Source organism: Phreatobacter cathodiphilus, assembly GCF_003008515.1.
In the GTDB taxonomy this organism is placed as follows: Bacteria; Pseudomonadota; Alphaproteobacteria; order Rhizobiales; family Phreatobacteraceae; genus Phreatobacter; species Phreatobacter cathodiphilus.
In genome coordinates, this window is record NZ_CP027668.1 from 2,728,088 (window position 1) to 2,742,509 (window position 14,422).

Genomic DNA, 14,422 nt, shown 5'->3' on the forward strand with positions numbered 1-14,422 from the left:
CTCCCGGACGGGGGGAATGGTGGGTCTGCGACTAGCGCGCCAGCCGCGGACCGGTCTCGCGGTCGACGACGAGCGGCCGTGAGGCGTCGATGGCGCCGCCCGGCCCGCCCCCGAGGGCCTTGCCGAGGGAAATGAATCGCGTCGCGATCAACACCTGGCTCTGCAGCAGCGCATCCTCGGAGTCGTAGAGCGACCTTTCGGCATCGAGCACCTCGAGGAAGCTCGACGCGCCCTGCCCGTAGAGGACGCGGGCGAGCCGCCCCGCCTCGCGATAGTTGCGCACGGCGACGGCCAGGCTGCCGTAGCGGATCCGCTGCTGGGCGAGGCCGACGAGGGCGTTCTCCACATCCTCCAGCGCATTCAGAACCGCCTGGTGGAAGGCGGCGTGATACTGGTCGCGCTGTGCTTCCTGCACCTCCACGGCGGCCCTGAGACGGCCGGCATTGAAGACGGGGATGGAGACCGAGGGCCCGTAGGACCAGGCGAGCGAGGAGCCGTTGCCGAGGTCGCCGATGCGGATGCCGCTGGTGCGCAGCGACCCCGTGAGCGAAACGCTGGGATAGAGCGCCGCCTCCGCCTGGCCGATCCGGGCGGTGGACTGGGCGAGCTGGCGTTCGGCGAGGCGCACGTCGGGCCGCATCAGCAGAACGTCCGCCGGAACGCCCGGCGGCAGGTTGCGTCGCGGCGAGGGGATGGCGGCGCCGCGCCTCAGCCGCGCGACGACGGCGGCGGGCTCGCGGCCCATGAGCACGGCGATGCGGTGGGCGGAGGCGGCGAAGGCCGTCTCCAGCGTCGGGATGTTGGCGGTGGTGCTGCTGGCCAGCGCCGCCGCCTTGGCGACGTCGACCGCGGAGGAGGCGCCGGCCTCGAATTTCGCGCGCGTCAGGGCCGCCGTCTGCCGCTGGGTCGCCGCCGTGCGTTGCGCCAGGCCGATGCGGGCGAGATAGCCCTTGGCCTCGACGTAATTCTGGGCCACGTCGCCGGCGAGGGTGAGGAGCGTCGACCGCAGGCTCTCCTCGGCCGCCTCGATGCCGCGGTCGGCGGCCTCCACCCCGCGCCGCGTCTGGCCGAAGAGGTCGAGCTCCCAGCTCGCGTCGAAGCCTGCCTGATAGAGGTTCGAGGAGACGTTCGCTCCCGAGGAGGAGGCGCTCGTGCGGGAATGGGTGGAAGAGACCCCGCCGTCGACCTGGGGGAAGAATCCGGCCAGCGTCTGGCGGCGCGTCGCGCGTGCCTCGCGGATACGTGCCTTGGCGGCGGCGACGTCGAGATTGGCCGAGAGCGCTTCCGCCACCAGCGCGTCGAGGGTCGGGTCACCGAAGCGCTTCCACCAGTCCGTGAGTTCGCCCGGCCGCAACGGCGCGGCACGCCGCGCATTGGCGTGATGGGCCGAGAGCGCCGTGCCCGGCATCTGGTAGTCCGGTCCGACGACGCAGCCGCCGAGGCCCGCCGCGACCGCCAGGCTCAGCACCAGACGGCGGATGGGGAGCGCGAACGCGCCGGAGGGGCTCTCGCCCCGAATGGCATGCAAGGCGGAACGGAGCGGAGCCATGGCCTCGGAAACAATTAGAAACTGGTGAGTTTATTTAATCGCAACGATCGCCTATGGTCAATGACGCTAGGGGCATGGGCCTCATCACGAAAGGGTCAGGACGTGAGTCTCGCCGATCCTCCACAGCCTATCGCGGCGCCGCGGCGCGGCCGCCCTCGCCGTCTCGCGCCCGACGACCAGCGCCGGCGGGCCCTGGGTGCAGCGCGGGCCCTGCTCGACGAGGCCGGCTACGGAGCGACCACCATGGACGGCGTGGCGCGGCGCGCCCGCCTGTCGAAGAAGACGCTCTACGAGATCTTCGCCAGCAAGGCGCAGCTCGTGGCCGCCCTCGTCGAGGAGCACCGGCGCTCGCTGCTCGCCCTGCCGCATGAGGGCGACGACCCGCCCGACGTCGCTATCCGCCGGATCTTCCGCGTCGACACCCCGGAGGCCGAGGCGCTGCAGCGCGACGGGCTGATCCGGCTGATCATGGCGGAGTCGGGGGCCTTTCCCGAACTGCGCGACATCCTCGTCGCCCACGGGCCGCGCGTCGCCCATGCCGACCTCGCCGCCTGGATCGCCACGCAGGCGGCGCGTGGCATTCTCGATGTCCCCGACCCGCGCCTCGCCGCCGGGGTCCTCCTCGACATGATGTTCGGCGCCATGATGCATCGCGCCCCCCACAGCGAGGGATCCGACCGCGCCGCGCGGATCGAGGCCGCCATCGCCATCTTCGTGCGGGGAGCCGGCTACCTGCCGCCGGCGGGCGCGTCTCAGCGCAGGTAGTCGAGCAGCGACAGGCCCTGCACCTTGGCCACGGCCGCATAGGAGGCCTGGAGCTGCGTCTCGTAAGCGGTGAGCTGGACGGTGACGGCCGCCACGTCCACGCCCGTCAGGCCGGTCAGCGACGACGAGACGTAGGACTGGTATTCCTGTTCGGCCGCGGAGGCGCGCTCGAGCGCCGCCGAAGAGAGCGACAGCCCCGACTGGACCGCCGTCACCTTGTCGAGAGCCGAGACGAGCAGCGTCGAGATCTCCTCCATCTCCGCATCAGTCGTGTTGCCGTCGACCTTCGACAGCGCGCTCACCGCCCGCATCATCTCCTCGAAAGCCGGATTGCCGGCCGTCACCCCATAGGCGATCGACCGCTCCGACGACACCTGGACGGAGGTGATGGTGCCGTTGCCCTGGTAGTAGCTGGTGTCCTCGGTGGTGAGATCCGCGGGATCGTAGCTCTCGAGGTCGACGGGCAACGTGGTGGTCGCGCTGCCGGCGAAGAGATAGCGGCCCTCGTAGCGCACGTTTAAAAGGCCCGCGAGATCCTCCAGCGCGCTCGTGGCGGCGGTCGCGAGGCTCTCGTCGGACGTGTCGGTGCTGTTGGTGCCGATGGCGGCGGTGACGCGCCCACGCAGCTCGGTCAAGAGGTCGGTCATGGTCGACATCTGGTCGTACATGACCTGGACGCGACCGTTGGCCTCCTCGGCGGCGGAGGCATAGGTCTTGGACCGGGCGAGCGACACCTCGAGATCGAGCACCCGCGCGGCCGAGTTTCCAAGACCGCCATAGTCCGTCGACACCTGGCCGGTCGCCTCCTGGATCTGCATTTCCGACATCTTCGCCTGCGTCCGGAGCGAGGCGGAGAGCATCCGCTCGTTCATGGCGAAGGTCGCGACCCGCATGGCCATGGCGCCGCCCTCCCCGTCAGGCCGACTGCGCCGCCTCGAGCAGGGCGTCGAACATGGCGTTCAGGACCTGCAGGAGCTGGGCGGCGGTGGAATATTGCTGCTCGAGTTCGCTGAGCCGCGCCGTCTCCTCGTCGAGGTTCACGCCGGTCTGCGAGGCGAAGAGGTCGGAGAGCGTCTGTTGCACCGTCTCCTTGTTCGTGAGGTCGGAGGAGGCCGACGTGGCGAGGCTGGCCGCATCGGCGACGACCGCGGAGGCATAATCGGCGAAGGTCTTGCTGCCGGCGGCCAGCCGCCCGGCGGCGGCGAAGCTCGTCTCGCCGGTCAGCGCCTCGCTCAACGCCTGCGCTACGGCGCTCTCGCCACTGCTGACGACGGTGTCGCCGGCCGTCAGCGTCGCGGCGGTGCTCAGGCCGCCGGTCGCCAGCGTGCCCGGCTGGGCGAGAATGTCGCTGCACACGGCGACGTTGCTCGCCCCCGTGCCGGTCAGGAGGTCGTTCATGCCGAAGGTGGCGGAGAAACCCTGGCCGTCGCTGCCCACCGACACGTCGATATCGGCGAGACTCACGCCGAGCCCGGCCGTGTCCGAGGACAGGACCAGATGCCCCGCCGCGTCGAGGGAGGCGGACAGGCCGTCGACGGCGTCGAGGGCGGAGACGACCTCGTCGATGCTGCCATAGGCCGAGAGGTCGAGGTCGGTGTAGGAGGAAAGCGCACCCTCCTCGTCCGTCAGCGCGACGCGCAGCGTACCGGTGGCGGAGAAGGAGTCCGAGGCGGTGAAGGAGGTCGACCCCGTCAGGGTCTCCGGCGCGGGCACGGCGCTGCCGGCATTGTAGGCGGCGTTGAGCTGTTCGATCAGCCCGCTCGCGAGCGCGTCGAGTTCGTCCTGGCTGGCCGGCAGGGTCTCGTCGCGCAGCGTCAGGAGGGCGCCGATCTCGCCGGACGTGATCTGCGACGTGACGTCCTTGCCGTCCACCGTGATGGCGCCGAACACGGTGTCGGCCGTGACGGTACCGGCGGCGGCGTAGGAGAGTTCGTGGACCTTGCTGTCCAGCAGCGTTGTGCCGCCGGTCGTGTAGATCCGCATCTGGTTGTCGGAATTGACGTAATAGGAAACGTCCATCTCGCCGGCGATGGTCTGCAGGGCCGTGTTGCGCAGATCCTCGAGGTCGGCGGTCGATTCCCCCCGCGCCGAGGCGGCGGCGATTTGGTCGTTGAGGCTGGCGATCGTGTTCAGCGCATCGTTGACGCTGGTGACCGAGTCCTCGATCTGGCCGTCTGCGTCGGCCCGCAGACCCTGGATGCCCGCCGAGGTCTCGCGCAGTTGCGACGCCACCGCGTCGAGGGCGCCCACCGCTTGGGCCTTGAGCGTGTCGCTCTCGGGGGTGGCGGCGAGAGAGGCGATGGCCGATTCGAGGCTCACCAGGCTGTTGGCGAGCGAGGTACCGCCGTCTTCGCTGCCGGAGGTGGAACCGTAGAGCGCCTGCAGGCTCTCGGTGAAGGAAGCGGTCGCCTCGGCGGCGCCGAGTTCGCTGGCCGCGCCGACGAGGTCCTTGACCAGGTATTTGTCGACACTGCTCGTCACGGCGGTGATCGTGACGCCGGTGCCGACGCCGCTGGTGACCACAGCCGCCTGGGTGGCGGTCTTGCGGGTGTAGCCCTCCGTGTCGGCGTTGGCGACGTTCGAGGAAGCGACGCTCATCTGGTACTGAGCGGCGGAGAGCGACGAGGTCGCGATGCTCCGGATCGACGAAAAGGACATGGCTTCCTCCCCCGCCCGCCCGGGCGAGCCGGCTCAGACGAGCCGGCCCTGCATGCCTGCCGTCGCGGGTCTGACATGGGCGGTCATGCGGCCGTTGGCCTGATAGCCGCCGCGATCGGTGACCTGCTCGCGCATGGCCCGCATCACCGCCTCGATGCGCCGGCGGCTCGCCTGGATCGCCGCCTCCAGCCGGGTGACGTTCTCGTTCATCTCGGCCTGCAGATCGGCGCCGCGCCGCTTCATCCAGCCACGCAGCTCCGGGTCGGCCTGTTCGAGCCGCAGCTTCCGCTCGCGCACGGCGAGGGTCCACTGCTCGAGTTCGGCCGCGAGCGAGGCCTTGCGGCCCACCGCCTCGGTCCGGGAGGCGGGCACGCCCTCGGCGAGCAGGGCGTTCTCCTCGCGGATCACCTCCGTCATGGCGTCGATGAGAGTGACGATGCGGATCACCATGGCGTCGATCTGGTCAGGGGTCAGGGAGGTCATCGGAACAGTCCTTGGGTGGCCGGACCGCGCCCGCCGGCAGCGGAGCGCAGCGCGGCGGTCCGGCGATAGGCGTCACCGGCGCGTGTCTTGGCGATGAGGGCGTCGAGCTGCGCCCTCACCACGCCCCGCGCCACCTTGAGGTCGCGCACGAGGGCGTCGATGTCGGTGATGAGGGCGGCCAGCTCCAGCCGCGCCGCCCGGTCGCCCGGCGACGGCGCGCGGCCCGGCGCGAAACGCGCGCCGGCGTGGCGCCTTGCCCGCTCCAGCCTGTCGAGCAGCGGGTCCGCCGGGGCGCGGCCTTGCGGAACACGGCTCATCGGACGGCCGTGATCAACGTGTCGTACATCTTGTTCGCGGCCGACATGACCTGCGCCGCCGCCGAATAGGCCTGCTGCGCCGACATCATGTTGGAGAACTCGGTACTGGTATCGGCCGTGCTGGCCTCCAGTTTGCTCCCGACCACCGTGCCGGCGCCGTTCGTGCCGGCGACATTCAGCGTGGCCCCGCCCGACTCCGTGCTGGCCGAATAGACACCGCTGCCCTCGGCAGTGAGGCCGTCGGGATTGTTGAAGGTCGCCACCGCCACCTTGTAGATCGCCCGCGACGTGCCGTTGTCGTAGCTCGCATAGACGGTGCCGTCGCTGATGGAGATGCCCGTGAGGCTGCCGAAGCTGACGCCGTCCTGCTCGGTTTCCAGACTGACGCTGAGCGTCTCGGCGCTGGAGGAGAGCTGCGAGAGACCCGTGACGGTGCCGGCAGTGCCCATGTCCAGGCTCACCGAACTGTCGGCGGCGCCCGTCGTCCAGTTGGCGATGGTCAGCGTCGGCGGGCTCGGCGAGATGCTGGCGAGCGTGCCGTCCTCGTTGAAGCTGATGGTGATGGGATCGCTCGTCACCGTGCCCAGCGTGCTCGTTCCATCGGTGCTGGTGGGGTTTGAGAAGCTGGCGGTCCAGGTGTTCTCGCCGGTCTTTTCCCAGGTCACCGTGGTCTTGGCGGACGTGCCGAGCGAATCGTAGATTTCGACCTCGCTGGTGAAGGTGGCGTTGGTTGCCGCCTCCGCCGGCAGGTTGGCCTGCATGCTGAGCTCGGTCGTCGCCGCGGCGATGCTGGAGACCGCAGTCGTGTTGATCGATTCCAGCGCGCTGGCGGTGGTCCCGCTCGTGACGCTGCCCTCGGCGTCGGTCGGCCAGCCCTGGAGGTAGGCGTCGCCGTTGGTCAGGTAGCCGCTCTCGTTCACCGTGAAGGCGCCGTTGCGGGTGTAGGACGTATTGCTGCTGTCGGTGCCGTCGGTGACGACGAAGAAGCCGCTGCCGTCGATCGCCATGTTGGTGGAGGTCGTGCTGGAGGTCAGCAGGCCCTGCATGGAGATGTTCTGGACGGTGCTCACCGCCACGCCGCCGGACGAGTAGGTCGAGGACGAGGTGCCCGTCAGCAGGCTCTCGAAGCTCGCCGACACCGTCTTGTAGCCATAGGTGCTGGCATTGGCGATGTTGTCGGAGATCATCGCCAGCGCGGTGCTCTGCGCGGACAGGGCGGAGACCGCCGAATTGAGGGCGCCCGAGAGGCTCATGGCGTCGCCTCAGGCCGAGATGTCGAGCTTGGAGGCGATGCTGGAGACGGTCGACGATAGGCTGGACACCGTCGAGGAGAGTTCGCTCAGCGTCGTGTTCGTCTGTGCCTGCTGATCGTAGCTGGCATAGGACATCATCTGGTTCATCAACTCGCTCGTGTCGGTGGTGTCGAGCGGGTTCTGGTTCTGCAACTGCTCGACCAGGAGCGTCAGGAAATCGTCGCTCGACATGCTCGACGAGGACGAGGAGGACGCCGACGACGTGCTCGTGGCACTCGTGGTGCTGGTGGAAGAGAGGGCACTGATGCTCATGGCAGACCTCGACCGTTGCCCGTCCTCCTTCTCGGAGGCCGGGGTTTCGTGGCGACGACGTGTGGTGTGGCGTCGCTAGTGAAACGGTCGGGACAGGGATTTCAGGCGCGGATTCTGCCGCGCCTCGAAGGATGAAAAGCCAGCGATTTCAAAAGTTAACGAAAGATGACCCGGTGCGTCGGATCCGGCACGTCGAACAGCCGCCGCGGGTGAGGCGGCGTGAGGAGACCAGGAGGTCAAGAGGGGCCGAACTCAGCCTTCGCCGGGACGGCGGACCTGCTGCGGCAGCGCCGGCGTCAGGCGTTCGCGCGCAGAGCCGGCCGCCGTCGGCGGCGAGGCGACGCGCGGAAGCGGCGGCGCGGAGGCGGTCGCGAGTGAGACGATCCGATCGGCGAGCCCGGCCGGCGCACGGACCGGCGGGGCGGAGGCGACGAGGGCCTTCAGCCGGCGCGCCTCGGCGACGAGCACGCCAAGGGAGGGATCCTCGCGCAGCAGGGCCTCGCCGAGGGCACGCTCCACCGCCGGCCAGCGGCCGAGGTCAGCGCCGAAGCGGTCGAGGGCATCCTGGAAGTCCAAGCGCTGCATGGGATCTGCCCGTGTCCGACCTTCGCTCGCCGAGACGCCCGGCGGCGCCCGTTTGTGTGCGGTCGTTTCTGCCTGTGACGACTTGCAACGACTCGTGTCGGATTGTTACGCGAAACAAAGCTGATTTGGCGAGAGGCAAGTTGCAGGTCAGGAGCGCCGCGGCCCGGGGGCCGACACCATCTGCGCTTCCTCGGCAAGCGTGCGCATGCCGGCCGCCTGCGCCCAGGCGTCGCGCAGCTCGGCGAGCCCCGCCGCGATGGTCCGATAGCGAGCCACCGCATCCGGCTTGCCATAGGCCGTATGCAGCGCGATGCAGTTCTTGGTGTAGGTCGAGAGCAGCGTCTCGGCGACGTCGCCCCCCATGTCGAAACGCAGGTTATGGCTGAGCCCCTGCAGGACCAGCCCGGCCTTGGCGATGGCGATGAAACTGTCTTCGTGCCGGCGCGCCTCGATCGCCTGGACGCCGCGGCGGATCTGCACGAGCATCTCGTCGAACAGCCTCACCACCGCGACCAGCGGATGGACGCTGGCGGAGGTCGTGCGGTAGGCGCTGATGGCGCGGGTCATGGTCTGGGTCATCACGAACTGTTCCACTGGTCGAGCAGGGCGGTCAGGTAGTCCTGGGTGGATTCCGCCTCGGAGATGGCGGCCTGGTATTCGGCGTAGCGATTGGTCAGGTTGGTCCGGTACGTTTCCGCGGCCGAGCGGATCGTGTCGCTCTTCGACTGGAGGCTGTCGTTGGTGCTCTCCAGATTGTCGATGAGCGTCTGCAGCGTGCCGTCCGTCGTATCCGCCAGATCTTCGGTGGCGTTGTAGAGCAGCTCGGCGATGCCGGTGCTGAAGGAAATGTCGATCGACTGGTCGTCATCGCCGGTGAAGACGAAGGTGAAGCCTTCATAGGCCGTCCCCTCGGCGCCGATGATGCGCGTTCCCGAGACAGTAAAGAGGGAGGAATCGCCGTTGACGGAGGCGGAGACGATGGCGCCGTCGGCATCTGTGGCGATGTCGAGCGTGAAATCGGCGGGAGCGGAGGTGCCGCGGGCGAGCAGCATCACGTTGCTCGACGAGGCGTCCATCTGGAAGGAGAGCAATGCCTCGACCTCGTCGAGATTGCTCAGCAGCGCCTCGTCCAGCGCGGTCTCGTCCAGCTCCAGATAGTTGTTCTCGTCGAAGGTCAGGCCGAGCAGCGACATGGCGGTGTCGTCGATGGTCTGGTTCAGCGCGTCGTAGACGGCAAGCGTCGCCGAGCGCAGCGTGCCGTCGCCGAACAGCACCGAATCCTCCGACGCCGTGCCGCTGCTGGTGAGCGTCTGCTGGGTGACGGCGTACTCGCGGAAGGCGTTGTAGGCATCGACCAGCGCCTGCACCGCCGACTTCACCTCGCTGACGTCGGCCCCCACCTCCACGGCGATGGACGTGCCCTCCGGCGTCGTCTGGTAGAGGCGGAAGGTCATGCCGTCGATGAGGTCGTCGACGTCGTTGGACGAACGGGTGACCTGGACGCCGTCGAGGACCAGGATCGCGTCCTGCCCCGCCTGCAACTCGTCGGTGAAGGCGCCCTCCTCGTCGACGACCCCGAGCGAGGCGAGGACCCCGCCGGACCCGTCGGTGGCGGTGATGGTCTGCCCCGTCTCGACGCTGGACAGGACCAGCCGGTAGGCATCCGACGAGACCTTCAGGATAGTGGCGCTGACGCCGCTCTCGTCGCTGGTCGCGTTGATCGCCTCGGCGATCTCCGCCAGCGTCATGTCCTCGTCGATGGTGACCTCGACGCTCTCGCCGCCCTCGACGCCGAGGCTCATCGTGCCGGACAGGCCGAGATCCTCGCTGCTGCTGGACATGGACGATCCCGCCACCTTGTGGGCCTTGGCGAGCTGCAGGATCTGCAGGTCGTAGGTCCCTTCCTCGGTGCCGCTCTCGACCGAGACCGAGACCGAGGCGGAGGCGTCGACATCGCCGTTGGCGGTCAGATAGGCGGCGCGGTTGAGGAAGGCGTCGTCCTGCGAGTCGAGCACGCCGGAGGGCGCGCGCAGGGCCTGGGCGGCGGTGCTGATGTCGGTCAGCAGCGACTGCAGCGTCTGGTACGCCGCGATCTTCGTCTCGTTGTCGGTGATCTTGACGTCGATCGTATCGGCGCGGGTGAGCTTGGCCTGCACCGCGGACTCGATGAGCGCATCCCAGTCGATGTCGTCTGTGTCGGTCGTGCTGCTGGTGCTGCTCGATGACGAGGTGCTGTCGGACGAGCTGGTGCTGCTCGATGTCGTCGTCGCGGTGGTCGAGCTCGAATAGGCCGAGGTGAGGAGGCTGGACGTCGAACTCGAAACGCTGGCCATGATGCCGCCTCCGCCGGAGTGGGAACCGGAGCTGCGCCCCGATTCCCGGTCTCGTCGTCAGTGAAAAGTGTCAGTGGTCACTGCAACAGCTTCAGGAGGTCCTGAGGCATCTGGCTGGCCTGCGAGGCGGCGGCGACGGCGGCCTGGGTCTTCACCTTCGCCGAGGCGAGCTTGGCGGATTCCGAGGCGACGTCGACGTCCTCGAGGGCCGAATTGGCGGCGCTGAGGTTCTCGATGCTGGTGGCGATCGATTCCGAGCGGAAGGAGAAACGCGACTCCGTCGCGCCGATGTCGGCGCGCGCCTTGGAGACGAGGTTGATCGCCTCGTCGAGCGCCTCGAGGGCGGCATTGGCACCGTCCTGGGTCGCCACCGACAGCGTGTCGCCCGCGTCGCGGCCGGTGCTGGAGGTGGTCGTGAAGCCGAGGTCGCTGGCAGTCAGCCCGGTGAAGTCGGTGAGTTCGATCTCGGCGGTCGAGCCCGTCGCGCTGTTCGACAGGGTCAGCGCACCGGTGGCGGCGTCGACCGACGCGGAGACCGTGCTGCTGCTGCCGAGGGCGGTGTTGATGGCGGTGGCGATGTCGTCGGCGGAATAGACGCCGTCGCCGTTCGTGCCGCCGTCATCTTCCAGAGTCACGGTGGTGCCGTTGATCTTGAAGGAGACGTCGCCAGCGCTGGCGTCGAAGCCGGTCGAGCCGCCCACGAGGTCGGCCGCCGCCTCGTCCGTCTCGGCGGTGATGCCGAGCGCCTTGGAGGTCAGTTCGGCGATGGACACGGTGATCGTGTCGGAGGCGTCCGAGCCGACCATGACGGTGACGCCGTCGGCGAAGGCGCTGGAACCGTCGAGGAGGCTCTGGCCGTTGTAGCGGGTGGATTCGGAAATGCCGTCGATTTCTTCCGTCAGCTGCGAGAACTCCGCGTCGATATAGGCGCGCTCGTTGTCGGTGACGGTGCCGGAGGCGGACTGCGAGGCCAGTGCCTTCATGCGCTGCAGGATGTCGGAGATGTTGGCGGCGCCGCCGTCGGCGGTCTGCAGCACCGAGATACCATGGGAGGCGTTGGTGGCGGCCTGGGTCAGCGTTGTCACGTCGGAGGTGATGCGCGTCGAGATGGCGAGGCCGGCGGCGTCGTCGGAGGCCTGGGAGATGCGCGAGCCGCTGGCGAGCTTCGACAGCGACGAGGTCTGGTCGGCGGAATTCACGTTCAGGTAACGCACGGCCGAATTGGCGGCGATGTTCGTCGAAATGACGGGCATGAGGTCGTACTCCTCGCAAGGCTTACACGACGCCTCACGTCATCGAGGCGCTGCAACGCGGCCGTCCGCGTCTGAAGCTTCAACGGATGGCCCGCGCCAATTCAGGCGCACGATTTACGCTCGACCACAGGTTTATGGTTAATCGTCGGTAAACGACTGGCGGATATCGCGTTCCGCCCTGTTCAACAACTTGCGCAGCGCCTGGCGGCCGCGCTTGAGCAGGGACTCCACCGCGGAGACCGTCGTCTCCATCACCTCGGCGATCTCGGCGTTCCCGAGGTCGTCGAAATAGGACAGGATGATCGCCACACGCTGCTGGTCCGGGAGGCGGTCCATGGCCTTCTGGAGGAGGTCGCTGACCTCGTGGCGGTGGAGCGAGGTGAGCGCGTCGGGCTGGCCGTCGGCAACCTCGGGCGCGGCCTCCATCTCCTCCATCCGCGGCTGGCGCCGGATGTCGAGGCAGCGGTTGGTCACCACCCGGTAGAGCCAGGTGGAGAAGCGGGCCCGGCCCTCCTCCCACGATCCGCGGCTGTTCCAGATCTTCAGCAGGGTCTCCTGCACCACGTCCTCGGCATCGGCGCCGTTCTGCAGGATGCGCAGCGCCAGCGCATAGGCGCGGTCGATGTGACGCTCCACCAGGGCGCGGAACGCCGCCTCCTCGCCGCAGCCGATGCGGCGCAGGAGCAGGTCGTCGGCATCGGGCGGACGCACGAAAGCCGGCATCGCCTGGATGCCGGCCTTTCTCTCTCCGCTGTCACCGTCCGTCATGACCGGTGCCCCGATGGTCATCAGATCCACAGATGCCGCCCCAAGAGACACGACGATTCTCCCACCCTGGCCAACGGCGACGCCCGGATCGTGGGTGTCACCTGATACTCAAACGGGCGAGGGCGCGAAACCAGGCGCGGAATTTTCGCCAAAAGCTATTTTTTTTCAGATAGTTAGATGGGTATTTTCTGCCTAGCGGCCGGCAATTTCTGCCGGGTCCTTGCGCCGCCTGCGGCATGCGATTCGCTGCGATGCTCAGCCGGCCTCCTCGGCGCGGGCCGCCTCGCTGATCGCCAGCACGGCGGGGTGGCTGAGCTTGCGCTCCACCGAAATGGCGTAATACCGCGTCCAGATGCCCTCGGCCCGGCCAATCATGGTCGCTCCGAACTGCTCCTCGATCTCCTCGGCGAGGATCGCCGGCGCCGGGAAGATGCCCGTGCCGGCCTTGCCGAAGGCCTTCATCAGGGCGCTGTCGTCGAACTCGCCGACGATCCGCGGCTCGATCTGGTGGTCGCTGAACCAGCGCGTCAGCCCCATCTGGATGGTGGAACTGTCGCCGGGGATCAGCATCGGCGCGCCGTGCAGGGAGCGCGGGAAACCCGGCTGGTAGCGCGCGGCGAGATCGGCGGTGGCGAAGAAGGCGAGCGCCGTGCGGCCGAGGGAATGGCTGTGGCCCTTGACGCCAAGCGCATGGGGCAGCGGCCGGTCGGCGATGACCAGATCGACCTTGTGGGTGGCGATCTCGGCGAAGAGGCGGTCGAGCTTGTCCTCGCGACAGATGAGGCGTACCCGCGCGCCGCCCGCCAGCGCCGGTGCCAGCAGCCGGTAGGCGATGGATTTCGGCACGACGTCAGCCACCCCCACCCGGAACAGGATGTCCTTGCTGTCCGCCTGGTTGCGCAGGTTCGCCTCCAGCTCCCGACCGATCTGGAAGATCTCGTCGGCATAGGACAGCGTCAGGTCCCCGGCCGGCGTCAGCTCGAGACCGCGCCCCACCCGGCGGAACAGCTTGGCGCCCAGTTGCTCCTCCAGCGTGCCGATCTGCGCGCTGATGGTCTGCGGCGCGAGGCGGAGCTGGGCGGCCGCACGGGCGATGCTCCCGGCCTTCGCCACCCGCCAGAAATAGTGGAGCTGCTTGTAGTTGAGCATGAGGCTCGCCCTCGACACGCAGATTTTTTCGATGAAAACGACGCAAACAATCTGCTTTTTTCGATGATCGTTCAAGTCCATATTCCCCCCGCTTCCGGCAGGGCCCGTCATCGGGTCGCTGGCGCCGGGAGAGAGCGAGGACTGCGCAATGGGTTTCAAGGACCTGCTGTTCGCCCTGAACAGCTATCCCGAGCCGACACCGGCTTCGGCCATCGACCAGGCGACGGGCTTCGCCGCCGCGCTCGGAGCGTCGGCCACGGCGCTCGCCGTCCATGTCGAACTGCCCCATGTCGGCAACGTTCTGGCCAACAGCCTCCTCGACCTGCCCGGCATGGTGGCGGCGGAGCGGGGGAAGAGCGAGGCGGACGCCCGGGCGACCATCGCGGCGTTCGAGGAGGCGGCGCGACGGGCCGGCGTCACCGCCCGTCACGTCACCGATTCCGGCCAGCGCTCGCAGCTCGGCGCACTGGTGTCGGAGCACGCCCGGACGCACGACCTCACGATGATCGCCATCGGCGAGGAAACCGGGCAGCAGCAGATCGCCGAGAGCGTCATCTTCGGCTCGGGCCGCCCGGCCCTCGTCTTCCCGGAAGCGCGGGCGCGGGACGCCACCCCCTTCGCCGCCGTCGGCATCGCCTGGGACTTCAGCCGCCCGGCGGCACGCGCCGTCGCCGACGCCCTGCCGATCCTCGCCTCCGCCGGCACGGTCCGCATCGTCACCGTGACGGATGAGAAGGCCATCGCCGCCCGCCGGCCGCCGGCGGACCTGGCACGCCACCTTGCCTGCCACGGCATCGAGGCTGTGATCGACGCGGAGCCCGCCGCCGGCCGTCCCATCGGCCAGGTGCTCGGCGACTACGCCGCCACCCACGGCCTCGGGCTCCTCGTCATGGGCGCCTACGGCCATTCGCGCATGCGCGACTTCATCCTCGGCGGCGCGACGCGGACCATCGTGTCGCGACCGCCCCTGCCCGTCCTCCTCTCCCACTGAGGCGAG

The 14,422-nt window shown here is 68.7% G+C and carries 16 protein-coding genes and 1 pseudogene; 3 read left to right on the plus strand and 14 right to left on the minus strand.

Annotated elements, in window-relative coordinates:
* Positions 1-31 precede the first annotated feature (31 nt).
* Complete coding sequence (locus C6569_RS13195) at positions 32-1,549, minus strand: efflux transporter outer membrane subunit (RefSeq protein ID WP_106749290.1); 1,518 nt, start codon at positions 1,547-1,549, stop codon at positions 32-34.
* Positions 1,550-1,651: 102 nt separating this feature from the next.
* Here C6569_RS13195 and C6569_RS13200 point away from each other — a divergent pair, with 102 nt between their 5' ends.
* Positions 1,652-2,314: a TetR/AcrR family transcriptional regulator gene (locus C6569_RS13200; protein WP_181313746.1), complete on the plus strand. Its 663-nt coding sequence runs from the start codon at positions 1,652-1,654 to the stop codon at positions 2,312-2,314.
* On the opposite strand, the gene C6569_RS13205 is transcribed toward C6569_RS13200, so the two are convergent.
* The 6 genes from C6569_RS13205 to C6569_RS13230 are packed head-to-tail and all read right to left on the minus strand — an operon-like array spanning position 2,302 to position 7,331.
* Positions 2,302-3,213, minus strand: a complete 912-nt coding sequence (locus C6569_RS13205) for a flagellin (protein ID WP_106749292.1) — start codon at positions 3,211-3,213, stop codon at positions 2,302-2,304. The two genes, C6569_RS13200 and C6569_RS13205, sit on opposite strands and share 13 nt — an antisense overlap.
* Positions 3,214-3,229: 16 nt before the next feature.
* On the minus strand, positions 3,230-4,972 hold the full coding sequence (flgK, locus tag C6569_RS13210; RefSeq protein ID WP_106749293.1) for a flagellar hook-associated protein FlgK: 1,743 nt from the start codon (positions 4,970-4,972) through the stop codon (positions 3,230-3,232).
* A gap of 33 nt (positions 4,973-5,005) precedes the next feature.
* On the minus strand, positions 5,006-5,455 hold the full coding sequence (locus C6569_RS13215) for a flagellar protein FlgN (protein WP_106749294.1): 450 nt from the start codon (positions 5,453-5,455) through the stop codon (positions 5,006-5,008).
* Positions 5,452-5,772, minus strand: a complete 321-nt coding sequence (locus tag C6569_RS13220) for a hypothetical protein (RefSeq protein ID WP_106749295.1) — start codon at positions 5,770-5,772, stop codon at positions 5,452-5,454. The genes C6569_RS13215 and C6569_RS13220 overlap by 4 nt, the downstream gene beginning before the upstream one ends.
* The gene (gene flgE / locus C6569_RS13225; protein ID WP_106749296.1) at positions 5,769-7,025 is read right to left on the minus strand and encodes a flagellar hook protein FlgE; all 1,257 of its coding nucleotides are present in this window, start codon (positions 7,023-7,025) and stop codon (positions 5,769-5,771) included. The genes C6569_RS13220 and flgE overlap by 4 nt, the downstream gene beginning before the upstream one ends.
* A 9-nt stretch (positions 7,026-7,034) precedes the next feature.
* Positions 7,035-7,331 carry a flagellar hook capping FlgD N-terminal domain-containing protein gene (locus tag C6569_RS13230; RefSeq protein WP_245898337.1) on the minus strand — a complete coding sequence of 99 codons (297 nt, stop codon included), beginning with the start codon at positions 7,329-7,331 and terminating at the stop codon, positions 7,035-7,037.
* Between C6569_RS13230 and C6569_RS22235 the strand changes: the two genes are divergently transcribed.
* Entirely contained in the window at positions 7,255-7,416 is a 162-nt protein-coding gene (locus tag C6569_RS22235) for a hypothetical protein (RefSeq protein ID WP_245898374.1), read from the plus strand. The two genes, C6569_RS13230 and C6569_RS22235, sit on opposite strands and share 77 nt — an antisense overlap.
* Before the next feature lie 173 nt (positions 7,417-7,589).
* On the opposite strand, the gene C6569_RS13235 is transcribed toward C6569_RS22235, so the two are convergent.
* The 7 genes and pseudogenes from C6569_RS13235 to nhaR all read right to left on the minus strand — a co-directional run bounded on the left by C6569_RS13235 (position 7,590) and on the right by nhaR (position 13,443).
* The gene (locus tag C6569_RS13235; RefSeq protein WP_181313747.1) at positions 7,590-7,922 is read right to left on the minus strand and encodes a hypothetical protein; all 333 of its coding nucleotides are present in this window, start codon (positions 7,920-7,922) and stop codon (positions 7,590-7,592) included.
* A gap of 147 nt (positions 7,923-8,069) precedes the next feature.
* On the minus strand, positions 8,070-8,501 hold the full coding sequence (locus C6569_RS13240; RefSeq protein WP_106749298.1) for a flagellar export chaperone FliS: 432 nt from the start codon (positions 8,499-8,501) through the stop codon (positions 8,070-8,072).
* Positions 8,501-10,078, minus strand: coding sequence for a flagellar filament capping protein FliD (gene fliD / locus C6569_RS13245; protein WP_215905749.1), 1,578 nt, complete (start codon positions 10,076-10,078; stop codon positions 8,501-8,503). The genes C6569_RS13240 and fliD overlap by 1 nt, the downstream gene beginning before the upstream one ends.
* Before the next feature lie 254 nt (positions 10,079-10,332).
* Positions 10,333-11,028 (minus strand): flagellin, encoded by a 696-nt coding sequence (locus tag C6569_RS22495; RefSeq protein ID WP_425440717.1) that lies wholly within the window; start codon positions 11,026-11,028, stop codon positions 10,333-10,335.
* Positions 11,028-11,508 (minus strand): annotated as a pseudogene (locus tag C6569_RS22500) (flagellin N-terminal helical domain-containing protein); the annotation flags it as partial. The pseudogene C6569_RS22500 and the gene C6569_RS22495, both read right to left, overlap by 1 nt.
* A 138-nt stretch (positions 11,509-11,646) precedes the next feature.
* Positions 11,647-12,297, minus strand: a complete 651-nt coding sequence (locus tag C6569_RS13255; RefSeq protein ID WP_106749301.1) for an RNA polymerase sigma factor — start codon at positions 12,295-12,297, stop codon at positions 11,647-11,649.
* A 234-nt stretch (positions 12,298-12,531) separates the two neighbouring features.
* A complete protein-coding gene (gene nhaR, locus C6569_RS13260) occupies positions 12,532-13,443 on the minus strand; it encodes a transcriptional activator NhaR (protein ID WP_215905750.1) in 912 nt (303 codons plus the stop codon).
* A gap of 130 nt (positions 13,444-13,573) precedes the next feature.
* On the opposite strand from nhaR, the gene C6569_RS13265 reads away from it, so the two are divergent.
* A complete protein-coding gene (locus C6569_RS13265; RefSeq protein ID WP_106749303.1) occupies positions 13,574-14,416 on the plus strand; it encodes a universal stress protein in 843 nt (280 codons plus the stop codon).
* Positions 14,417-14,422: the final 6 nt, after the last annotated feature.